Annotated in this window: 15 protein-coding genes; 14 read left to right on the forward strand and 1 reads right to left on the reverse strand. The window is 54.4% G+C overall.

The features are described from left to right. Positions 1-35 precede the first annotated feature (35 nt). Positions 36-1061: a dihydrodipicolinate synthase family protein gene (locus HG15A2_RS09995; protein ID WP_145060066.1), complete on the reverse strand. Its 1026-nt coding sequence runs from the start codon at positions 1059-1061 to the stop codon at positions 36-38. Positions 1062-1481: 420 nt separating this feature from the next. On the opposite strand from HG15A2_RS09995, the gene HG15A2_RS10000 reads away from it, so the two are divergent. The 14 genes from HG15A2_RS10000 (at position 1482) to HG15A2_RS10065 (ending at position 23350) form a co-directional block, all read left to right on the forward strand. Next, positions 1482-2564 carry a GntR family transcriptional regulator gene (locus tag HG15A2_RS10000; protein ID WP_145060067.1) on the forward strand — a complete coding sequence of 361 codons (1083 nt, stop codon included), beginning with the start codon at positions 1482-1484 and terminating at the stop codon, positions 2562-2564. Positions 2565-2658: 94 nt separating this feature from the next. Continuing rightward, positions 2659-4185, forward strand: coding sequence for a sialidase family protein (locus HG15A2_RS10005; protein WP_145060069.1), 1527 nt, complete (start codon positions 2659-2661; stop codon positions 4183-4185). Between the two features lie 554 nt (positions 4186-4739). Beyond that, a complete protein-coding gene (locus HG15A2_RS10010) occupies positions 4740-6335 on the forward strand; it encodes a PEP-CTERM sorting domain-containing protein (protein WP_218932459.1) in 1596 nt (531 codons plus the stop codon). 67 nt (positions 6336-6402) lie between these two features. Next, entirely contained in the window at positions 6403-9171 is a 2769-nt protein-coding gene (locus HG15A2_RS10015) for a dockerin type I domain-containing protein (RefSeq protein WP_145060071.1), read from the forward strand. Positions 9172-9256: 85 nt separating this feature from the next. Beyond that, positions 9257-10363 carry a DUF1559 domain-containing protein gene (locus HG15A2_RS10020; RefSeq protein WP_218932460.1) on the forward strand — a complete coding sequence of 369 codons (1107 nt, stop codon included), beginning with the start codon at positions 9257-9259 and terminating at the stop codon, positions 10361-10363. Positions 10364-10438: 75 nt separating this feature from the next. Beyond that, a complete protein-coding gene (locus tag HG15A2_RS10025) occupies positions 10439-10891 on the forward strand; it encodes a hypothetical protein (protein ID WP_145060074.1) in 453 nt (150 codons plus the stop codon). 99 nt (positions 10892-10990) lie between these two features. Further along, the gene (locus HG15A2_RS10030; protein ID WP_145060075.1) at positions 10991-12511 is read left to right on the forward strand and encodes a sulfatase; all 1521 of its coding nucleotides are present in this window, start codon (positions 10991-10993) and stop codon (positions 12509-12511) included. Between the two features lie 3 nt (positions 12512-12514). Next, positions 12515-15319, forward strand: coding sequence for a sulfatase-like hydrolase/transferase (locus tag HG15A2_RS10035; RefSeq protein ID WP_145060076.1), 2805 nt, complete (start codon positions 12515-12517; stop codon positions 15317-15319). A gap of 89 nt (positions 15320-15408) precedes the next feature. Continuing rightward, positions 15409-17163 carry a BNR-4 repeat-containing protein gene (locus tag HG15A2_RS10040; protein ID WP_145060078.1) on the forward strand — a complete coding sequence of 585 codons (1755 nt, stop codon included), beginning with the start codon at positions 15409-15411 and terminating at the stop codon, positions 17161-17163. 130 nt (positions 17164-17293) lie between these two features. Further along, complete coding sequence (locus tag HG15A2_RS10045; protein WP_145060079.1) at positions 17294-18688, forward strand: sialidase family protein; 1395 nt, start codon at positions 17294-17296, stop codon at positions 18686-18688. Between the two features lie 111 nt (positions 18689-18799). Next, positions 18800-20494, forward strand: a complete 1695-nt coding sequence (locus HG15A2_RS10050) for a sulfatase (protein ID WP_145060081.1) — start codon at positions 18800-18802, stop codon at positions 20492-20494. Next, a complete protein-coding gene (locus HG15A2_RS10055; RefSeq protein ID WP_218932461.1) occupies positions 20491-21711 on the forward strand; it encodes a sialidase family protein in 1221 nt (406 codons plus the stop codon). The genes HG15A2_RS10050 and HG15A2_RS10055 overlap by 4 nt, the downstream gene beginning before the upstream one ends. Before the next feature lie 150 nt (positions 21712-21861). Beyond that, on the forward strand, positions 21862-22059 hold the full coding sequence (locus HG15A2_RS25095) for a transposase (RefSeq protein ID WP_391483921.1): 198 nt from the start codon (positions 21862-21864) through the stop codon (positions 22057-22059). Positions 22060-22171: 112 nt separating this feature from the next. Continuing rightward, positions 22172-23350: a mandelate racemase/muconate lactonizing enzyme family protein gene (locus HG15A2_RS10065; RefSeq protein WP_145060084.1), complete on the forward strand. Its 1179-nt coding sequence runs from the start codon at positions 22172-22174 to the stop codon at positions 23348-23350. The last annotated feature ends 5 nt before the right edge of the window (positions 23351-23355 follow it).

Raw genomic sequence — 23355 nt, forward strand, 5'->3', positions numbered from 1 at the left:
AAAAGAGTTCTCGTCGGGAATCGCTTCTGCTACTACTACATTCGGTCGGTTATCTCAGCTTGGCTTTTGGCAAGCTGGCCGAGATGCGAAGGAGGAATCGCAGGATGGGGGCCGGAATGCTTCTCCCCATTGCAGCTCTTGACGGAGGTCGCCTCGAAAAGCCATTGACTCATGCCAGTGCTATCCAACTCTTGATGGAGTTGTTTCTCTTGATCAGAAGTAAGCGAAGTCAGAGGCAGTCGACAGCCTCCACAATTGATGCCGAAGCGAGTGAGGATACTCTTGATCGATGCGTGAAACGGGTACTTCAAGAGGAGATTGATCATCTGGATCGATTTCAATTGCAACTCTCGCGCTCTGTCTAAATTCCCTTCTTGAAAGGCGCTAATCAGTTTACGGTTCAGCGGAGCGGCAATGTTGTAAGTACTGCCAATTGCACTCTGAGCGCCAACCGCCAGAGCGCTCAGCAGCATTTCGTCGGTTCCCCACACGATATTGAATCTACCGTCCATTAACTCTTGGCAGGCTTGGAATTCATGAACCATCGGAGCCGTGTATTTCATGCCGGCAAGGTTGGGGATGCGTTCATCCGCTAATTCAAGAAACCGCCGCATATCGAGCACCGCCCCGGTTAGCAGCGGCATGTGATAATAATAGAAGGGAAGTTCAGGAGCTGCAGCGGCCACTTGAGCCATGCAGTCGACTAACATCTCGACGGAATTTATCTTGTAGTACGAAGGCGCCGTTGCTGAGATAACGTCAGCTCCGACTTGCTGGCAATGTGCTGCTAATTCAGCGGCTTCGGAAAGTGAGTTATGCCCCACATGGATCACCGACTTAAGCCGCCCCTTAGCACTTGCGACAAATGCTTCTGTCAGTGCTCGCCGTTCGTCGGAAGTCAGCGACATTCCCTCGCCAGTGCTGCCGCACACATAGATTCCACTCACGCCGCTTTGCTTCAAGTAATCCGTCATCTTGGGGATTTCCGCCAAGTTTAAGGATCCGTTGGCGTGCATCGGCGTGTAAGTCGCCGCTAGGAGTCCGCGCAACTTATAGTCCATGGTATCAGCCTTTCTTCGTTACTTTAGTGCGTTGGTCAGCTGCCAGCCTTGGTTGCCAACCTTGTCTAGTAAAATATCTTCACTGTTCTGCGAAATGGGGTTAGCTGGCAGCTTCCGCGCCCTTGAAATGGAATATCCAAGGCTCCTTTACCGGTTCTCTCCACGGTTGAGTCCATCGAAAGTTGGCAGAAAAACCCTTGCTGGAAGTTGTTTGTAGCCCGGAGGGGCTGCCGTGGCACTTGCTTAGGGACGCTCGCCGAGAAATTCCCGAAAAACCAGTAATATATCATCGACAAGTATAACCAGATCGATTAGGCTTGCAAGCAGCATGCGAAAGATTGCTTCCGCAGCCAGGAATTCAAGTCGGTAGGAATTGCAAGCCTGATCGACCCTTGTCAATTAACTAATTGGGACTTTCTTATGGCAGGCTCAAGGACCAGAACGCCGCAAGTAATCGATTTGGCAGAGCAGCTCATCTCGGATATTGAATCGCGGGAATTGAAGCCTGGCGATCGATATCTCACGACGGCGGCCGCGTCGAAGATGCTGGGCGTCGGCAATGGCGTCGCCAATCGTGCTTTGCAATTGCTTGAACGTAGACAAATCATCACGCGGCAGCAGCGTCGCGGCGCCTTCGTTGCCAACTTGCCCGGAGACGGCCCGATGCCTCCGCTGCGTCGCGTTCATTTTTTAGTCCACCAAAACTATCTTGTGACCGAAGGCGTCGGAAGCGATCTCGTGATGCTTGGCATGCAGGAAGAGCTGCCCGGTGTCCATGTGCAAATCAGCTTTCTTCCGAAAGAAAACGCCGAGGGCTATGTGGCCGATCTGATCGATCAGTCACTCACCGCCAAGGCACGTGACGGCTTTATCTTGGTCCGAGCTCCCTATGAGGTGCATCAGCTGGTCAGCAATAGCGGCGTGCCATGTGTCGTCTACGGCGGAGTTTACCCAGGCGTTACCCGGCTGACTCGCATTGACCGTGATATGTCGGCAGTTGGTTCGCTGGCGATGGATTACTTGCTGGATAGAGGGCACAAGCAAATGGCCTTTCTCTCCCGCCAGCAATCGCTTCCGGGGGATCACAACACCATGGACGCCATTCGTCAGAGGCTCGGTGCCCGCCAGTTCTTGGCAGATAACCTGACTGAGCGGTTCTTGCCCACAGCGAGTAATGTTTGTGAAGCCGAAGTAACACGTTTGTTGAAGTCGAAGAATCCACCAACAGGTTTTATTTGTCGGTCACAACGTTTGGCGGACGCCGCTATGAGCGTTTTTGAAAAGCAGAAATTGGAGCCCTTCAAGGACGTCGATCTGGTGCTTTGCGACTATCACCTCCTTGCCGGGCATCGTCCGCAGTACATCTATCCTCGACCGGCTTATTCGCTAGAAAAACAGGGCAAGCATATCGCAAAAATGCTCGCAGGACATGCGCGTGGAGAAGTGGTTCGGGATGAGATTATTCCGGTGGAGTTAGACGATTCAGCGGCGCCCAGAGGGTGACAGTAGTAGAGCTCAGGCACAGAACTATCAAGTGGCAAGCATTCTCCTTGGCAGGGCGATGCGGAAGTAAAAACGTACTGAGGCAACAGTTCGTATGAAGAAGCTGTTCTTAAATCTCGCGATAAACACTTGCTGGCTACCGCTTTTGGCATTGCAGCCTGGGGTGTGTGGCCTGGGGCAAGCGTACGCTGCGATTACCGAAGTGAACGTCTACACTTCCGGCACAGAAGGCTACAACATATTCCGCATTCCTACGATCGTGAAAGCGGCGAATGGGGATTTATTGGCATTTGCCGAGGCGCGTTCGGGAGGCGACGCTAGTTCCATCGACATTGTCGTCAAGCGATCCGTCGATTCAGGCGCCACTTGGGGCGGGCTCAACGTTGTGATGGACAACGCCGATTTCGAGCAGTATTTTCCCTCGGGAAACATTCCAGAAGTCACCGTTGGAAATCAGTCTCCGGTCGTTGACCTGCTCGATCCGGTTCATCCGGGCAGGATTTGGATGCCGTTCACGCTGGAGAACGACCGAGTTTTCGTGACCTATAGCGACGATAACGGCGCAAGCTGGGCACCACAGGCTGAGATCACCTCAACTGCCAAAGACCCAAGTTGGGGCTGGTACGCCACTGGGCCAGTGCATGGCATTCAACTTGAACGAGGCGACAACGCAGGGCGATTGATTATTCCCTCCGATCATAGTCTCAGCGGCGTTGCCTCCAGCGGCGCTCATGTATTATACAGCGACGATCATGGGCAATCGTGGCAACTCGGCGCCGTTGAGACGGGCATCACAGCCTCCTCCAACACCTCACCCAATGAAAACGTCGCTGTAGAGTTAGTCGATGGCCGGGTTTATTTTAATGCTCGCGACCGGAACAGCGCCAACCCTGGTACGCGAAGCGTTACCTACAGCAGTGATGGCGGATTGACGTACGACGGCAGATTCAAACATGAAACAGGGATTACTTCGCCTGTGGTCCAGAATTCTGCGTTACGCTTTCGCGCCGTCGATCAGGGAGACGACCAGAACATCATTTTGTATTCGGGGCCCAGTCATCCTAGCAAGCGAGTTGATTTGACCATCCGCGCCAGTCTGGACGAATCAGCAAATTGGACTCAAGAAACGATAATTCACTCGGGGCCTGCCGCCTACTCAGATTTGGTAAAGCTCAATCAAGATCAGTTTGGCGTGCTGTTTGAAGCAGGCGATTCCCTCTACGACGAAATTTTGTTCGCGACTGTGGATTACAGCGATCTCAATCCGTCTGTTTGGAATGGGATCCAAGGCGACGTCAATCAGAGCGGCGCGCTCGATGCGGCGGATTTGCCTTATTTTGTGAGCGTGTGGAATCCGGCGCCCGGCGTGACTTATGAAGGTCAAGAAGTAAGTTACCTCCACGGAGATCTCAACTTCAACGGGCATAATGATTTAGAAGACGTGTTCTTGATGCGGCAAGCGCTTCTAGCGGCAGGAATTCCTCCTCGCGCGCTCGGCGCGTTGTTGCAAGTGCCCGAACCGTCCGCAGGAATTTCGTTAGGTATCTTCTTGTTTTCCATCACAGCTTCGCTGTCTCGGCGGCGTGGCAAAGAAAGACAGGACAGAGAAAGGCACAACTGAGATTGAAGAGACGCCAACGAGGCAGCAAGCTGTCGGCAAGAGTTTGATTTTTTGCGACAGCTTTAGTTTGGCGATTGTTTTGAGAAAGGCTTTAGCGAGTTCCCGCCATCCAGGACGCAAGTTGTTTGGAAGCATTTCTGGAGGCTTAAGGAGTCGCTTGAAGCCCGGGCAGTGAAATAGGAGAAATCTTCAAGGTTGAACGGTAAGTCACTTTTCACAAACCACTTAAGAGGGGGGATTTAATGAGCCATTCAGTTCTGAAGGTTATGCGTGATCCATTAATCGAGGTTTTGATCAGAGGAACCGATCAATTTGCGGTTGCTCGCTACACGACCATGACAGGAGTTTGCAAGACATACGATTCCGCTGTGCCAGGCACACGGTCTTGATATGGCACTTTGCGATCAGGCTTGACCTCGGTCTGGCTTGGCGAGTTGTCAATTGAGCAATCTGGCAGCATGAGCTGTCTTATACAACCTTAGATGTTCCAAACAGAAGACTTTGGAATCTTATCGGCCTTCATTGGCCATCACTTTTCGAGGAGGAAACGATTGATGTTGAAACAACGACAGAAATACCGCCCCGCGATGCTAATACTGGGGGCGCTGGCGGCGTCATGTGCTGCTCGATCTGCGATTGCAGATCTGGTGGTGCATTTTGATCCGAACGTCTTGTCAACGCAGTTTTTTGACGGGAGTACTTCCGGCGGGAATATCCCCGCAATTATCGGCGACACGGTAGGTTTTATGACCGATGTTCGCGCTACCACTCCTGGAGCTGCAGGGGCTGGTGACGGTTGGGTTGATGCCGAGGGAAGCATCACAGGCCTGCAGTCGAGGCCGGAAATCGTTCCTCATCTCTCCCAAGGCACTGTTTGGTCGGTGACCGGAGGACAAAGGCTGCTGGGACGAATCGGCGCCTCGGGCAATACTGACGGCGTGGAAGCCAACTTTGATCAAAACACCATGTCGGCAGTCGTCGTCGGGCGCGTTGACGCTTCGGGTAGCGGCCAAGGCTATCTCTTTGATTTCCGCGACGATGCGGCGACAGGCGGCGGGTCGAACGCCAATGACGGATTCGCTTTAAGGTACGACTATGCTTCAGGCATGCTCCAAGGTGTGGCAAAGCAGACAGTGAACGCCTCGGTTGCTATGCCGACAGGCGAATGGTTTGTCGCAAGTTACGCCTGGGACGGGGCCGCCGGAACGGCGACTGTGAACGTGAATACCATTTCTGGATTTACGGCCTCCAACACGACCGCTGCTGAAACTGCAGCGCTGGCCCCAGATCGTTGGCGACCTGTCGCGGATGCGAGTGGCAACCAAGGGTTTTACGGAAAGACGGGCGATCTGATGCTCTACAACGACGTGCTCGATCATAGTGCCGTCGCTAGCCAGTTAATAGCCGACTACTTCAATGTCCCGGAGTTGCTCATCAATCGCGACTCGGGAGAGATTACCATTAGCAATGCTAACGGCGCTAATTTGACAAACGTAGTCGGCTACAAGATCACTTCCGAAGGGGGCGCCTTGAACCCTGCCCAATGGACGTCCATCGCAGGCAACTACGATGCGGGCAGCCCCGGCGCAAGCCAGGTCGATCCGGACAACAACTGGACTGAGTTAAGCGGCCCCGCCAACCGGACCGACTTGTCGGAAGCCACCTTCGAGAGCAACGGCTCGCCGAGTTCCGACGGCGCCGACTTCCTGCACGGCAACGCCACTAGTTTGGGAGACGCTTGGTTTCAATACTACGATGAAGGCGGCATCGCCGCCGAGTTGCTCTTCGCAGACGGCGACGTTGCCCCCTTGGACGTGCGTTTTACTGGCAATGGCGGCAATCCCTTTGCCTACGGCGACTTGAACTTCGACGGCGTGATTGACCAGGCTGACTTCAACGGCGTGTTCTTGCCTAACTACGGAGCAGACACCTCGTCGCTTGTCTCGAACGTTGAAAAGTATCGCGCAGGCGATCTCGACGAAGACGGCAAGATCACGCTCGAGGACTTTGTCCGATTGAACAATGCCTATTTGACGGCGAATCCGGGAGCGGCGGCGTTATCGCTTGCTGCGGTTCCTGAACCGTCCAGCCTGCTGCTGTTGTCGCTGATTGTCGGCGGGGCCGCGTTTGGCCGTCGGCGTTTTGCTTGAGCAAGCGACATCCTGATCCTTTTCCATAAAAAATCAATCTTATGATTCTATGAAGGAGACTTATTCAATGACTTTCTCGCGATATTACTTAATGGCCCCGGTGGCAATTGCCTTGCTTGCGACGACCGCGCCGCGATCGGCGGTGGCCGAGCTTAAAGCGCATTTTGACCCGAACGTCTTAGCGACGCAATTCTCTGATGGAGACTACGATGGAGGTACGGTGCCAGTAACCGGCATCGGCGATACGGCCCGATTCGTTTCTGACGTCCGGGATCCCAACCCGGGTGCAGCCGGTTATGGAGCCGGTTTTATTGATCTACAAAACAATAATGGGCCCCCAATCATTGCGCATCCGACTCAGGGTTCGGTGTGGGAGTTTTCTGGTGGCAACGCTTACTTGAGTCCCAGGGGCTCAAGAGACAACACCGATGGATTTGAAGATAATTTCGACTCGAACACGCTGTCGGCGATTGTTGTCGGTCGTTTTGATGCAAGCGGAAGTGGAACTCAGTATCTGTTTGATTTGCGCGACGACTCGCCCATTGGCGGTGGGTCGAATACCCCCGATGGATTTGCTTTGCGCTATGACTACAATTCCGGCATGCTGGAAGGCGTCGCCAAACAGAGTGTCAACGCTGCAGTACCGCTTGCAGTGGACAGTTGGTTTGTCGCCACTTACGCTTGGGACGGTGCGAATTCCACCGCCACGCTGAGCGTCGACTCTTTCTATGGTTCGAATTCGTCCAGTTCCGCCGCGGAGACTGCGGCACTCAACCCGGACGCTTGGCGTATCGGGGTAAATGGGTCCAATACTGGTGCCACCCGTCTGCATGGCAACATGGGCGATGCGCTATTCTATAACGACGTCGCCGACCACAGCGCCGTTGCCAATCAACTGGCCACGGATTATCAAGCAAAGGTGCCGTTCGAGCTTAACGTGGACCAAGTCAGCGGGATGGTCACGCTTAAGAATTCCGCGAGCGCCGGCTACGACATAGACGCTTACCGCATCACCAGCAGCGGCGGCTCGTTGAACTCCTCGGGTTGGAATACACTGGATGCGCAAGGCTTCGACGGGAACGCCTGGTCGCAGTTGGATGCGGATTCGAGCATCATCTCGGAAGGCTCGTTTGGGACTGACTCGACCGTCACCGGCGGCGGGCAACTCCAGTTGGGGGCCGCCTTCGACACCTCCGTCGGCGTGGAAGACTTGGTCCTGGAAGTCCACCTGGCAGGTGACGACGCCACGAAGTTTGTGCTCGGCAACGTGAACTACGTCACCGGCACGGCCAGCGACGCTGATTTCAACACCGATGGCAACGTCGATGGCCTTGATTTCCTCACTTGGCAGCGAGGTTTCGGCAACTTTGCCGGCACGGCCGGCCAGTCCGATGGCGACGCCGACGGCGACGGCTTTGTGAACGGTTCCGACTTAACGGCTTGGAACTCGCAGTATGGCTCTTCACCGAGCCAGAGCGCCGCCGCCTCGGCCGTGCCCGAGCCGACGACTGCGCTAATGGCGTTGCTGGCCGCTGTTGGCCTAGTCTCAGTAGTCAGACCGCGACGCCTAGCATCGCGGAACACGACGCTGGCCTGCTGCTTGACGTTGACCTTATTTGTGGGTTTAACAAGCGAGGTGAACGCTACCGTGTTTGTTGACCGCGACTACACATTCGGTGACGAGGCTGGTGAAGGAGGAGCGACTGGCAACGTGTTGGGGTCTGGCAACGGCTTCGACAGCACCTGGGACAGTGCAGGATCTCCAGGTGCAGGAGATTACCAAGATCTCTTCGTCGTCAATAATCCCACATATATTGCGGTTGGAGTCGGTGCTCTGAACGCACGACCGGGGGCTGCGAGCGGCTCCTTGGGAGTATCTTTTGACGGTGTGGACGACTACGTGTCCAGCCCGATCAACTTGGCGAGGCCAAGTGAGGTGTGGAACAACACGTTGTATTACCCCTCGGAAGACTTTCCCCACAACTACGATGGCATCAAGCTGCAGGGAATGCAATTGTGGGTCAAGCCGAATGGCGCCACCCAAGCCGTGAGACAGGATATTATTAAAAACAGCGGCGAGCACGGCATTTCAATTACAGAGAATAACACCTGGGGTCTAGTCACCGACTCGCCGGATCCGCGCGACACGGGCGCGGCCGTCGCCTACGACCAGTGGACGCACGTGGAGCAGGTGAGCGGCGTGCCCTTTATTACCAAAGGCAGTTCGCAATACGGCGGCGTTTTATTCGTCAATGGCGTTGCCGTCGGGGCGCACACTGCCGCCACTGAATTTTACGTTAACCAGCCGCTGACAATTGGCGCCATGCAGCTCGAAGGCAATTTAGACGGCGCGACTGCTTCAGCCCCGGAGAATTATTATCACGGCCTGGCCGATGATGCGAGCGTCTTCCTGTGGGGAAGAAGCACCGGAGGCGACAATTATGGCACGTTCAATGCCGGAACGGATAACGAGTGGATCGCCATGCAGTTATCCGGTTTTGACGCCGCCGATATTAATCTTGACGGCAGCGTTTCGGGCGACGGAACGGGATCGTCGTCCAGTGACGACGTGAGCGCATTAATTGAAAATTGGTTGACGGTACGCACGGTCGATGACGTTCAGATTGGCGATTGGGTCAGCCGTCAGGCAGGAGACCTGAATTTTGACGGCGCCGTCGATTTGAACGACGCTTTCCTGCTTCGCGACGGACTGGCCGCGTCGGGGTTGGGAGCACTCAACTTTGGTCTGCTCCAAGCCGTTCCCGAACCGGCCGCCGCGACGCTGGCGGCAATTGCCATGCTGCTCGGGCTCTCCGTGCGGAGAAAACAGCAGTAACCCTTTACAAGCACGCTGCGTCGCTGACGGAACTGTTTTGCGGCTTTCAATGCTTCTCTTTCAAAACGAGATAAGGAATATCCCCATGTTAAACAATCACAATCTCATTGATCGATCGCCAAGAACGTATCGCTCTGCCTTTACGCTAGTCGAACTGTTGGTCGTGATCGCGATCATCGGCGTCTTGGTGGGGCTGTTGTTGCCGGCGGTGCAAGCCGCCAGAGAAGCAGCGAGGCGATCTACCTGCTTGAATAATTTCAAGCAGGTAGGCGTGGCACTGCATAATTTCCATTCCGCAATGGAGCACTTTCCACCAGGGACCGAGTATCGCGTACCTAACGCAAAAAGTAGTTGCCCGTTTGCTCCTGACCCGTCAAGTACCAAGGGCAGTAACTTCCCAGGCTTCGGTTGGGGGGCGTACCTCCTGCCCTACATGGAGCAGACTTCAATCTACAATCTTCTGGAATTGGAAGATTTGCCGTCAGGCCAAGGCGACGGCGTGTTCTTACGCAACAATCCTACCGACAACTGGTTTGTCGAAGCGGTTGTTTTAGATGCGTTTATCTGCCCGAGTGAAATCAACACAGAGAAATGGGTCGACATGGCTTCGAATGCTGGGCACTTCGGAGTGGATGGTTGGGACATGCCGTTGAGCAATATGGCAGGCGTCGCCGACAGTCGGCTCGGGCATTGTTGGCTGTATCAACCGCGCGCCGACGGAAATGGAGTCTTGTTCAACTATAGCAAAATCAACGCTGGGAAAATCACCGATGGACTCAGCCAAACCTTTATCGTGGGAGAAACGACTTCTGCGAAAGGGAGTGACGCTAAATCGGTCGATGTCTGGGTAGGCTCTACCTGGGTGACGCGCGGCGTGAACGACGTTCATCATGGCATCAATAGCGCAGGATCGTTGCCTGGCGGCCGGGACGATTCGATTGACCCGCTCGATGGCGACGGCGGGAACCGCCACGATGAATACAATCGCGAAAACGGCTTTGCTAGTTGGCATCCGGGCGGGGCGCATTTCCTATTTGCCGACGGTAGCTCTCGGTTCTTGGGCGAGGACACTGATCAATACGTCTTGTGCGCTTATGCGACTAGGGCCTTTCAAGAAACCGTTAGCGATGGAACCGCTTCCGATTCGGGCGTGTGCGGACCTCCTCCTGCACCTGGCCCGGGAGGCCGCTAAGCTCAATGCACTGCTAATCAGTGGGAACGAGTTCCCGCAGCTTAAAATCACCTACCTCCATAAGGACAGCCTATCGTGAGTACGTTGTTATCCATTAACCAAGTTTCCGTTGGACATGCTTCAATCGGCCGAGCCTCTGTACTCGGAGCTGTGCTTGTTTTGGCGTGTTGCGGATGCGGCAACCAAAATGTCCTAGGCAAGGTCGTCGTGGAAGGCCTCATTACTCTCGACGGTGAGCCAATTCCTAACGGCGAGATCCGCTTCTATCCCTCTGGCGACACGCACGGTCCCGTTTCGGGCGCCCCTATTAAAGACGGCAAGTACGTCGCGAAAGGAAAGGGCGGTGTACCCATTGGAACGCATCACGTAGATATTCGGGCATTCCGCGCCGACAAGAATGCCGCCGCCGATCCTGAAGGGGGGCCGGCCGAACAGTATTTGCCGGCTAAATTCAATACCGAAACGTCGCTCACAGCAACGATCGAACCCTCCACAACAAGCTTGGATTTTCCGCTGAAGAGTGAGTGAGCAGCGGAGGCTTCCAACTGCCCCCATTGATGCGTCGTAGGCTGTGCAGGGTTCCAGCTTCATTAGTCCACTATCGTTGCCTATTCGATCGAGTTGAGCGTGACGCTTAAGAAACACCTGCTGTGGCCAATCGTTGTGGTGGCATTTTTTATCGGGAACGGAGCACGCTCGCGAGCGGAGGTAGAGTCTCCCCGGCCCAACGTGTTATTCCTAGCCGTCGACGACATGCGAGATTGGGTCGGCTGTCTGGGCGGCTACGAGGGGACAGTGCATACTCCCCATTTGGATCGATTGGCGAAACGCGGTATACTCTTTGCGAATGCCCATTGCGCTTCGCCCAAGTGTGCGCCTTCTCGAGCAGCGATCATGACGGGAATGCGCCCTTCAACGACGGGGCTCTACGAAAATGGACACTGGTGGAAGCCGAACTTCCCAGACATTGTCACGCTCCCGGTGAACTTTGGCAGGCATGGATATCAAGTAGTCGGGTCGGGAAAGATCTATCATCACACGGCAGGTAACGATCCGCCGTACCAGTGGGACGATTTCTTCCGCCTGACCTTTCGCAACGACCCTTGGTTTCGCAGCGACAAGCTGAACTATCCCTGGTCGAAGTCTGGGCCCTACCCGAAAGCATATCCGCTAAGCGGCGTGAAAGGCCTAGGCCATGAAAACGATTGGGGATCGCTTGATATACCTAATAAAGACTACGACGACGCGTTAAGCGCCGACTATGCGGTTAGATTTTTGAAGCAAGAACAGAAACGGCCGTTCTTTCTGGCATGCGGTTTGTTTCGGCCCCATCTGCCGTGGTATGTTCCGCAAGAATACTTCGACCTCTATGCCATCAATGAGGTTGTCCTACCGCAAGTCAAAGACAACGACCTGGACGACGTTCCGGATGGGGGGAAGAAGCTCGCGAAGAGTCACAGGGAGGATTTGAATACGATCCGCAAGGCAGGCCGACAAAAAGAAGCCGTACGCGCCTATCTAGCCAGCATTAGCTACGCCGATGCTCAACTCGGCCGAGTTCTAAAAGCCTTGGAGGAGAGCTCTGTTGCAGAAAACACGATCATTGTGCTGTGGTCGGATCACGGTTGGCACCTGGGGGAGAAGCAGCATTGGCACAAATCAACTCTCTGGGAAGAGGCCACGCGCGTTCCGTTGATCATCTGTACCCCTGAAACACGGCCGGGCGTCTGTAAGCGGCCTGTCAGCCTGCTCGACCTCTACCCCACCTTGAATGAGCTTTGCGATTTTGAGCCAATGGAGTCGCTCGACGGGGTCAGCCTGACGGGCTTATTAAAAGACCCGAACGCCGACTGGGATCGTCCGGCGGTTATTGAATTCAGGCGTGGGAATGCAGCCGTGCGAAGCGAACGTTTCCGCTACATTCGCTACAGCGGCGGCGGCGAGGAGCTGTATGACCATCGATCCGACCCGCATGAGTGGAACAACCTTACCTCCAGTTCCAAGCATCAAGGCGTCAAAGAAGAGCTAGGAAAATGGATTGTAAAGAAGTGGGCTCCGTCCGCACTGACGAAGAAGGCGTTTGAATTCGATCCGGAGAATTATTCGTGGACGAATAAGAAAACTGGCGCCAAGACTTCCGGGGAGTAATGCATGAAAAAGCAAATTGAACTCTTGATTTGTCTGTCACTGATAAACTTCGTCACTTTAGCAGTTAAAGCTCACGGCGCGGAACCATTGAAAACTAACGTCGTCTTGATTTTGGCCGACGACTTAGGCTGGAAGGATCTCGGCTGCTACGGCAGCGATTATTACCAGACGCCTAATATCGATCGCGTCGCCTCTGAAGGCATGCGGTTCACTGATGGGTATTCCGCTTGCAATGTGTGCTCGCCAACGCGGGCAGCGATTATGAGCGGTAAGTACCCCGCACGTTTGCTCCTCACGCAGTGGCTTCCAGGCGGGCGCTGGAGTGCCACGAAGAATGAGCTTCGCGAGGGACGCTATATTTCCAATTTGCCATTGGAGGAAGTGACGATCGCCGAAGCAATGCGCGAGGCCGGCTATCGAACAGCGTTCATGGGGAAATGGCATCTCGGCGCGGAAACCTATTATTATCCGGAGCATCAAGGTTTCGACATCAATATTGGCGGTCGGGATTACGGCGCGCCGGGCAGCTACTTCTATCCGTTCGAAGGAACCTGGAAGATTCCTACTACCGGTAAGACGCTTTTCAAGGACTCTCCGTTGCCAGGCAAAGAGGGCGACTATCTCGTCGATCGGCTCGCCGAAGAAGCGGAGAAGTTCATTCGCCAGAGCGCCGACAAGCCGTTCTTCCTGATGCTTTCTCACTACGCGGTGCATACGCCGCTGGAAGGCAAGCCAGATAAAGTGGCTCGCTATGAAAAGACGCCCAAAAAGCAGCGGCAGGGAAAAGCCGCCTACGCAGCGATGGTTGAAAGCGTCGATGATAGCGTCGGTCGCGTGATGCGAACTCTAAAAGAGCTCGATCTCGATGAACGCACGCTCGTCATATTCGCCAGCGACAACGGAGGTTTTGCGAAAGTGACCGACAATGCGCCTCTGCGGGCAAATAAAGGTTCCAATTATGACGGGGGGATCCGTGTACCAGTCATTGTAAAGTGGCCTGGAAAGACAACCCCCGGTTCAGTATCTCACGAGCCAGTCATTAGCACCGATTTTTACCCCACCATTTTGGCGGCGACTGGCCAGCCATTACGGCCGCACCAGCATATGGACGGCAAGAACCTAACGCCAGTGCTAACCGGCGAAGGCAAGCTGGATCGCGAAGCCCTCTATTGGCACTACCCACACTACAATCAGCACCCTTCCAACTTTCCCTCCAGCGTCGTCCGAGCAGGCGATTGGAAGTTGATCGAGGATCTCGAGACCGGCAAAGCCCAGCTCTACAACCTCGCCGAAGATATTGGCGAAACACACGATCTCTCGACTGAGCAACCGGAAAAAGTCAAGAGATTGCAGGGAAATCTCAACAACTGGCGGAAGGATGTAGGCGCCGATCCAATGACGCCCAATCCTCAATACCAAAAGACGACGAGTACCAATGTCAATAAGCGGTCCGCCAAACCCAACGTATTGTTTCTTGCCGTGGACGACATGAACGATTGGATTTCGGTGTTCGATCCCGATGCTCCGATTAAGACGCCGCATATTGAGAGTTTGGCACAGAGAGGAACGTTATTTACCAAAGCCTATTGCGCGTCGCCCGCTTGCAATCCCTCGCGAACGGCGACGTTGACCGGGCAGCGGCCTTCGACAAGCGGCGTTTACGGCAACAAAACCGATTGGCGCAAGGCTTTGCCAACGCGGAAGACAATCATGCAACAATTCATGGCAGCAGGATACGATGTACTTGGCGCCGGGAAGATATTCCACCATCACTACAACGGCGCTTTTCATGATGCCGCTTCGTTTCATGACTTCCAGCAGATGAGACCGCAAAAGTACCCGAAAGAAAAGTTGAATCATGCGCCTGAGTACGGCTCTCAAAATACCGATTGGGGAGAGTGGCCGAATCGAGTTGAAGACTCCATTGACTTTAAAACAGCCAATTACTGTATCGAGGCGCTCAACGAACCAGTTGGCGAGAAGCCGTTGTTTCTAGCCTGCGGCATTTTCAAGCCGCACTCGCCGTTTTTCGCACCGAGCGAGTATCACCAGCTTTATCGCAACATTGACTTGCCGCTACGCAAAGAGGACGACTGGAAAGATCTTCCAGAGGGCGCCGACTCACTGATGAAGAAAACAAGATGGTTTTGGGGAGGCATGATGCAAGCCGAGCAGCAGAATGAAGGCTCGTATCATGATTTCATACGCTCGTATGCCGCCTGCGCCGCATTTGCCGACGCCCAGGTTGGTTGCGTTCTAGAAGCATTAGCCAAGAGCACGCGCCGCGACAACACGATCATCGTCCTCTGGTCGGATCACGGATTCCATCTGGGCGAAAAGGACCACATTGAAAAGTTCGCCTTGTGGGAGAAAACTAACCACATCCCGCTGATCGTCGTAGCCCCAGGGGTGACGACGCCCGGAAGTCGCTGCGAACGTCCTGTCGATCTGACTGCGCTCTACCCAACCTTACTGGAACTGAGCGGGCTGCCTGCCGACGAGTTATGCGATGGCAAGAGCATCGTGCCGCTGCTGCGCGACCCGACTAGGAAGTGGGATCAACCGGCCTTGATGACTTACTTGCGAGGCAACCACGCCGTTCGGAGTAACCGCTGGCGCTACATTCGCTATGCCGATGGCAGCGAGGAGCTCTATGACCACAAAGTCGATCCGAATGAGTGGGATAACGTCGCAGGCGACGAACGCTTTAAGGAAGTGATTGCCCGACTCCAGGAATGGTTACCCAAGCAAGAAGCCAAGCAGGCGCCGGATATGCCGAAGCCCAAGTCGAAACGGGACGCCGCCTAAAACCAAAGGCGAGGTTGATAATCAAGCTGGTTGTCTACCACACTTACCGGGGCGGTGACCCTGTACTCAGATTTTCTTAGTGGTAATCCATGGGCAATGTCCAACTTGACAAAGGAAAAGAGATGAACGCAGAAAGAATCAAGAGGCTGCTTGCCGTTTTGAGCCTGACGGTTGGCCTTGGCAGTCACAGTTTCATTAGTATCACAGTTTGCGCTGATATTGTTTCTGAGAACGGATCCAGCAGAGCCACTGGCTATGTGGAGTCGAATAAGATTATCACGCACGGCGATAAGACGCATGTTTCTTGGCTCGATAGCTACGAGGATGAATTTCACGTTCAGATAAAGACTCTCGACCGAACGACGGGTACGTGGTCGGAGACTTATACGTTGGGCGATACCCGCGACAATCATGGCGGGCCTGCATTAACGGTTGATAGCGAAGGCTATCTGCACACCGTTTCTTATCCTCACCACAATCCATTTCGATATCGTAAGTCGCTCAACCCTAACGACGCCTCAGCTTGGACTGAGGAGACGCTGGTCGGCGATGACCTTACTTATCCCTCACTGGTGACCGGTCCTGACGATACGCTCTATCTTATCGCACGCAGTAGTGAAGGGCCTTCCTCAGAACCCTGGGGAGTCAATCTCTATACCAAACCAAAAGATGGAGATTGGTCGGGCCCCACAGAGATCCTTCAAGCAGGCGAACCGGACTACTCGCATTTTCAGGCTTCGCTTGCTTGGGGGCCAGATCATCAAACGCTTCACATGGCGACGCGAATGTATGGAGACGATCCCCGCTGGGGATACGAAATTGGTTATATGAAAAGTACAGATTTCGGACAGACATGGCGGACCAGCATTGGCACGAGCCTCTCGCTACCGGCGACCAAAGCCACCGTGGATGTCATTGAGTCGATCGATCCTTCCCTGCGATCTTCCTACGGTAGCGCATCAGCCTTGCGCGCAGGATCGATTGCCGTGGATTCACACAACGTTCCGTACGTGGTCTACAACACATTAGGCCCTGACGGATCGACGCCTTTGCAGGCCTGGATTGCAACCGCCAACGGGCATGGCGGTTGGGAAAAGACTTCTCTTAACGAGAAACTCGATGCGCTGCCGGAAGGTTGGGGGCTGGGCGTACCAGGCGGCATTTCTTTCACTGAAGATGGACGCATGGCACTTGTGCTGACGGCCTATGAGAGCGGGCTCAGTTGGGGCACTCCAGGCACCGAGGTCATCGGCGCGGTCTCCGACGACGGCGGCGCCACCTTTACCTCTAAATTCATTTCGACGATCGACCCCGATACGCCAAATTGGATGCCAAGCATTGAAAGAGCAACTGGCTTCAACAATCTAGACTCCGTGGCCGTCTTGTACACGAGCGGCGAAAAAGGAAGTGACAATCATGAGATCATTAGCAATCAAGTGATTTTTCAGCAGTTGCTCGGTTCCTCTTGGAACAAGGTTGGTGGAGACGTAAACCAAGACGGCGCGTTCCTAGGCGACGGGACCGGACCGGCTGCTTCCGACGACGTGTCTGCATTCATAGAGCATTGGAATGCAACCAATCTTCCCGGGCTATTTGGCACTCATGAAAGCGTCACACATGGGGACTTAAATTTTGACGGCGTTACTGATTTGCACGACGTGTTTTTACTGAGAGAACTCATGAAACAATCAGGGGTACCTACGACTGCTCTTGAAAGCCTCGGTTCAGCGGTACCCGAACCGAGCAGTTTCATACTGCTTGCCGTGGGGAGCGTTTACTGCCTCTTACAGCGAAAGAAAAGAGCCTCACTCGGACTTGCCAGCGGAGAAGTATATCCCAAATAACCAATGCACTTGCTGGATGTCCGGTAGAACAATCCTCTAATCCTCCCAATGTTGTTAAATTCCAGCCGAGCGTTCCTGGGGAATTCTGCTTTCTACCAATTACGAGCCTTCAAGGGACTATTCAATTCTCATGCAATTAAACACTTTTTCATTTGCCAAATGCTTGATGCTCAGCATTCTGTCTTTTTTTCTATTGTGTGGCGGCTTCAATATGCCAGTGGTTGCCCAGCAGCGACGCCTTGATCAAGTGCAGTCGCAGAGTCTTTATGCCTCAGCGCCACTCGATAGCATTGCTGTTGCGGACAAGCAGCCCCATGAGGGCAGCATCGCTCTCGATGAGGAGTCGAGAGCTAATACCAAGCTTGATTATACAATCGAGACTGAGCACTTTTTCCCTTGCCCAGCGGATCAATTTTGGTTTCAAGCAAGAGCGGCGGCCATGCCTGCTTCAGCGTTTGATTCCGATCGATCAACGCCGCGCGTGATTCTTACCATGCAGCCTCACGGGATGAAGGGTACGCACAACTACAAAGGAATCGTGAGCGCTAAGAGCGACGATATTGGCAAAACCTGGGAAGGGCCAACTATGCAACCAGCTTTGAATTTGCGTGAAATGAAGGGGCGTGAGTCAGGGCGATTCTATGAAGTGCCCGTCGATGCGACGCCGCAGTATCACCCGAAGAGCGGTAAGTTACTTCTGATTGGCGCCACCTTCAACGTTGACCGCAAAACCAAACGCGACGTCCCTGGCGGTCAGAGTAATATCTTTTACGCGGTCTACGACCCTCAGACTGCCCGCTGGGCTCCATGGAAAACCGTTGACTTCCCCAATTCCTTCCACTGGCCTTACAAACGATCAGGCTGCGTGCAGTGGTTAGAGGAGTCCAACGGAGAAGTCTTGCTGCCGTTTTACTTTGGCGAGCACAACAACAGTATCCATTACAGTGCCATCGCACGCTGCAAATTCGACGGCGAAACGCTCTCCTATGTCGAGCATGGCAGTGAACATAAACTCGACACGGGACGCGGCATGAGCGAGCCCTCGTTAGCCAAGTTCAAAGACGAGTATTATCTCACCATGCGAAATGACGAAGCGCCCTACTTGAGCACCAGCCCCGACGGCCTTCACTTTAGTGAAGCCAAACTATGGCGATTCGACGACGGTGAAGAGCTTGCCAGCTACAACACTCAGCAACACTTTATGACGCATTCTCAGGCCTTGTTTTTGGTTTACACCCGACGCGCCGCCGATAACGGGGATGTCATGCGACATCGCGCACCGCTCTACATGGCTCAGATTGATCCCAAGATGCATCGGCTTCTGCGGGCCACCGAACGCATTGTGGTTCCCAAAGAAGGCTCCGCCGCAATGGGTAATTTTGGCGTTAGTGCGATCACACCGCAGGAAAGTTGGGTCGTCGTCGCAAAGCGCACAAAGACCGCTGGCGAAAAGAACGTAATCATTTCAAGGATACGCTGGAACACTCCAAACTCGCTGGTGAGCGAGCAAGCCAAGCCGCAATAATTTGCCATCCTGCAGGCAAAGGCAAGTCTGAACATGCCGAATAAAAATCCCCCAGTTAGATACTGAAAACCGCGCCGAGCCCGCGCGATCGTTACTCAAGAAACCTCAATTATGAAAATCACTGACGTCAAATGCATCCTACTCAGCGCACCGTATGCCAAGGCAGGTGACGATGAACGTGAAGGGAAAAGAGAAGAGCAAGAAGAGGGCCAAATCATGAGAACTGAGCAAGAACACGACACTTACTTAAGGGTAATCTGCTCTTTCGTTGCAGCCACCTTTTTCCTGCTGATGTCGGTGGCCGCGACGCGCGCTGCCGAGGTATCGAGGACTTCGCCAAGACACAATATCCTGTTCATCGCCGTCGACGACCTGCGTACCTCGCTGGGCTGCTACGGCGACCCTCTGGCCAAAACGCCCAATATCGACCAGCTCGCCAAAGCATCGCGCCGGTTCACTAGAGCTTATTGTCAGGAGTCGGTATGCGGCCCTTCGCGGACCTCGATTCTCACCGGCCGGCTTCCCGACAATACACGGGTCTGGCACAACCGTAATCTGTTCCGCGATACGCTGCCCACTGCCGTAACGCTGCCGGAGTATTTTAAGGACCAGGGGTACCACACCCAGTCGCTCGGAAAGGTGCTCAGCGGAGAAAACAGCATGGCGGCGCAAGATCCCCAATCCTGGTCGGTGCCTCCGCTGTTGAAGGGCCATGGCTGGACCAACTATGCCTCGAAAGAAAACCGCGGTAAGCGCGGCAAAGGCCCGGCGACGGAGCAAGAGGATCTGCCCGACGAGGGCTATCCGGACGGCAAGCTGGCGGCCCTAGCCGTTCAAACGATCGAGGACCTCTCGGAACGGGATCAGCCGTTTTTTTTGGCCGTGGGCTTCTTCAAACCGCATCTGCCGTTTTGTGCTCCCAAGAAATACTGGGATCTCTACGACCCGGCAGATTTCGAGCCTGTCGGCAAAACGCGGCGGACGAAAAAAGCACCGGACGTGGCTTACCCGGACCATCTCGAACTGGGAGGCTATCGGGACATTCCAAAGGACGAGAACGTCACCATCGAGCAGGCACGCCGCCTACGACACGGCTACTATGCATGTGTCAGCTATGCCGATGCCCAGGTGGGAAAACTGCTGGACGCTTTGAAACGGCTCGAGCAGGACGAGAACACGATTGTTGTGCTCTGGGGCGATCATGGCTACTCCCTGGGCGAGGCCGACCATTGGTGCAAGGACACGAATTTCGAAATGGACACTCGCGCGCCGCTAATGTTCCGTTTCCCGGGTATGCCGGAGCCAGGCGTTGCGACCGAGGCGATGATCGAATACGTGGACATCTATCCGACCGTTGTCGATTTGGCGGGCCTCCCGCCGGCCCCCGACCTGGACGGCGCCAGTCTCGTGCCTATCCTGAAAGACCCCCGGCGCGAAGGCCGTTCGTTTGTGCTCAGCCAGTTTGCCCGACCCTTCAAGCCGAGTCTACCCAAGGTGATGGGCTATTCGATTCGCACCAAGGCACACCGCTACACGCGCTGGGTCCAGTGGCCGACGAGGGAGACGCTCCAGGAAGAGCTCTACGATTATGATTCCAGCCGCAGCGCGGTTCGCGAGGGCGCATTTCTGATCGAACGGGAAAACGTCGCTGCCGACCCGGCCTACAGGGAACTGCGCGAGCGATTGCACACTTCCCTGGACGAGTCCTTGCGTACGCGAACAAACCTGGAGGCACTCAAGCATCCAGTGAAGGAAAACTCGTCGCGAAAGATGAAGGGCAAGAACCGCCAGGAGTCATCCAAGTGACCTCGAATCTCGTTCGATACAGCCTGCCGTTTGCCGTCGTGCTGCTGGCGCTCACACGTCTTTCGGCCTCGGAACCCTTTCTCGAAAAGACCAATCTCTTCGAAGAAGAAACAGATGGCTTCGTGTGCTACCGCATCCCAGGAATTGTCGTCACTGCACGTGGTACGGTGCTAGCCTACTGTGAAGCCCGTAAGTTCTCGACTGCGGACCGGGGAGAGATCGAGATCCATCTTCGCCGCAGCACCGATGGTGGTCGCTCGTGGGATCCACCACAGCAAGTGGCCCATATCGGGCCACGTTTGCCGCGGAACCCCTATATGTCAAAAAGTAAAAAGCACAAGGAGTTGGGTGGGCCAAATGAACAGACAGTCAACAACGCCGTTGCAATTGCGGGCAACGATGGAATAGTGCATTTAATTTATTGCATCGAATATATGCGCTGCTTCTACATCCGTAGCAAAGATGATGGAATTACATGGTCCAGGCCGGTTGATATTACATCTACTTTTGATAATTATCGCACCGATCTTGAATGGCAGGTTATCGCCACAGGTCCGGGCCATGCCATCCAACTCAAGAGTGGACGACTCGTTGTGCCATTCTGGATGTCAACTTACAAAGAAGATGTGAAACTAAAAAAAGCAGTGGGTGTGATATATAGTGATGACGACGGCAACAACTGGGAACGCGGCGACCTTGCCCTTCGCAAAGGCGGCGAACCCAACATTGCCGAACTCGCTGACGGATGCGTTATGATAACTGCCCGAAATGGGGATCCACGAAATCGTCGCATGGTCACTTTCAGCCGCGACGGCGCTACTAGCTGGTCGAAACCCGAATTCATCGAACCGTTGCTTGAGCCAGGATGCATGGCGGGAATTGTAAGTCATCCCGGAACAGTGGAATCGAAGCCCCACCTACTCTTGTTCTCGAATCCAGATACGACCAACCGAGCCCACAAGAATCGCGAGAACTTGACTATCAAACTTAGCGAAGACGGCGGCCGCACTTGGCCGGTGAGCAGAGTCTTGCAGCCTGGACCAAGCGCCTACAGCGATTTGGCGGTGCTCAATGACGGCACGATTCTGTGCTTCTATGAAAGCGGCGATCCTCAGACGCCACGAAAGCACGGTCGCCGTTGGGCCTACTCATTCCTCACAGTCGCTCGATTCAACCTCCAGTGGCTTACAAATGGCAAACACCATGAGGGCGAATGATGCGGCATAGACCCGGATTTGAAATTAGCAGAAGCACCTGAGTCCCTTTTGCATTCATTGGCTGATTGCTTTCAGACCAAGGGGTTTGATTCGCCAGCTTTACAGGAGTATCGCAACGATTTCGTTATCCAATAGCCGCCAAGTCAGTCCATCAGCGCAGAGCGTGGAGTCGATATGCGGAACCTGGTTAATGGGATTTTCTGTCTCAATTGTACGCGCTGTCAATCATGGATGCTGCCCCACAAGTACGAACACTGGAACACGACCTTTGGTTACTACAATCGATGGCGTAGGAAAGACACCAGGATCAATGCACGCCTCAATCGCTCAAGCACTCTCCTCAAATAGGATATCGTCACCTTGTCGAAGATTGCCCCCGGCAGGTAAGTTCTTAACTTCCGCTCGCCGAAGCTGTAAATAGAGCCAAGTTGCGTGCCCGTTAAATAAGATCCTCCCAATCATGAAAATTACTGACGTCAAATGCATCCTGCTCAGCGCACCGTATGCCACTGCTGGAGACGATGAGCGCGAATTGCACCTCAAAACGGGATTGCGTTCCGCCAGTCTCATTAAGGTTGAAACTGACGCAGACCTCTACGGGCTTGGGGAGGTCTACAGCGGAGTCTATGCCCCCGAGGCAGTGGCGGCGTTAACTGCTCAACTTGCAGATGCCGTTGTCGGTTGCGATCCCAGCGAAATCCTGCCGCTTTGGGATCGGATGCGGCTCGCCAGCTATTACTGGGGACGCATGGGACTCTCCCAAAGTGTGATCGGCGGCATTGAAATGGCGCTGTGGGATTTGCGTGGAAAGCAGCTTGGACTTCCCGTCCATGAACTTCTTGGAGGCAAAGCGCACGAAGCCATCGCAGCCTACGCCAGCGGTGGCAACAATAAGCCGGCCGACGAGTTGCGTGCGGAAATGCAAGGCTATGTCAAAGCCGGGTTTTCCGCGGTCAAGATCCGCATCAACAACCTGCCGAATATCGAGGCAATCGTTCAAAAGGTAGCGCTCTGTCGTGAAGCGTTAGGAAGCGAAATCGGTCTGGCGGTCGATGCCGCGCAAGGGTTGGCGAAAAATCCTTGGACAGTGAAGCAAGCCATCGAAACGGCGATCGCGATCGATCCATACCACATTCTATGGCTCGAAGAGCCGGCCGAGGTAACCCACTATGCCGGCTTTGCTGAAATTCGTCGCAACGTCTCCATGCCGGTAGCCGGCGGAGAGACGGTCACGAGTATCGTAGAAGCTGAATCTTACCTTCAGGCCGATTCGCTGGATATCTTTCAGCCTGACGCATCCATCATGGGCGGGATTCACCTCCTGCGGAGAGTTGCAGAGATGTGCCAGCGTCGCCAAATCCCTATCGCGGTGCATGCCTGGAGTTCAGGCGTCGGGATTATGGGCAACTATCACGCGGCTTTTGCTTCGCCAAATTGCATCATCCTTGAGCTTCCTACGGTTCTTAATCCGCTTCGCGAGGAGCTGATTCTTGAACCCCTCAGCTTAGTTGACGGTAAAGTTCGTGCGCCGTCGAAACCGGGCCTAGGAGTTTCGCTGCCAGAGGACCTTGAAGAGAAGTTTGCCTATCGCCCAGGATCTTATTATCAGATACTCGGCGCGTATAACGAAAGAGGATAGCTGTT

It is taken from the genome of Adhaeretor mobilis (genome assembly GCF_007741515.1).
Lineage (GTDB): Bacteria > Planctomycetota > Planctomycetia > Pirellulales > Lacipirellulaceae > Adhaeretor > Adhaeretor mobilis.

Bases quoted from the DNA above. Each gene is read 5' to 3' on its own strand.
- HG15A2_RS09995 (WP_145060066.1), bottom strand. From the start codon at position 1,061: ATGGACTATAAGTTGCGCGGACTCCTAGCGGCGACTTACACGCCGATG.
- HG15A2_RS10000 (WP_145060067.1), top strand. From the start codon at position 1,482: ATGGCAGGCTCAAGGACCAGAACGCCGCAAGTAATCGATTTGGCAGAG.
- HG15A2_RS10005 (WP_145060069.1), top strand. From the start codon at position 2,659: ATGAAGAAGCTGTTCTTAAATCTCGCGATAAACACTTGCTGGCTACCG.
- HG15A2_RS10010 (WP_218932459.1), top strand. From the start codon at position 4,740: ATGTTGAAACAACGACAGAAATACCGCCCCGCGATGCTAATACTGGGG.
- HG15A2_RS10015 (WP_145060071.1), top strand. From the start codon at position 6,403: ATGACTTTCTCGCGATATTACTTAATGGCCCCGGTGGCAATTGCCTTG.
- HG15A2_RS10020 (WP_218932460.1), top strand. From the start codon at position 9,257: ATGTTAAACAATCACAATCTCATTGATCGATCGCCAAGAACGTATCGC.
- HG15A2_RS10035 (WP_145060076.1), top strand. From the start codon at position 12,515: ATGAAAAAGCAAATTGAACTCTTGATTTGTCTGTCACTGATAAACTTC.
- HG15A2_RS10040 (WP_145060078.1), top strand. From the start codon at position 15,409: ATGGGCAATGTCCAACTTGACAAAGGAAAAGAGATGAACGCAGAAAGA.
- HG15A2_RS10045 (WP_145060079.1), top strand. From the start codon at position 17,294: ATGCAATTAAACACTTTTTCATTTGCCAAATGCTTGATGCTCAGCATT.
- HG15A2_RS10050 (WP_145060081.1), top strand. From the start codon at position 18,800: ATGAAAATCACTGACGTCAAATGCATCCTACTCAGCGCACCGTATGCC.
- HG15A2_RS10065 (WP_145060084.1), top strand. From the start codon at position 22,172: ATGAAAATTACTGACGTCAAATGCATCCTGCTCAGCGCACCGTATGCC.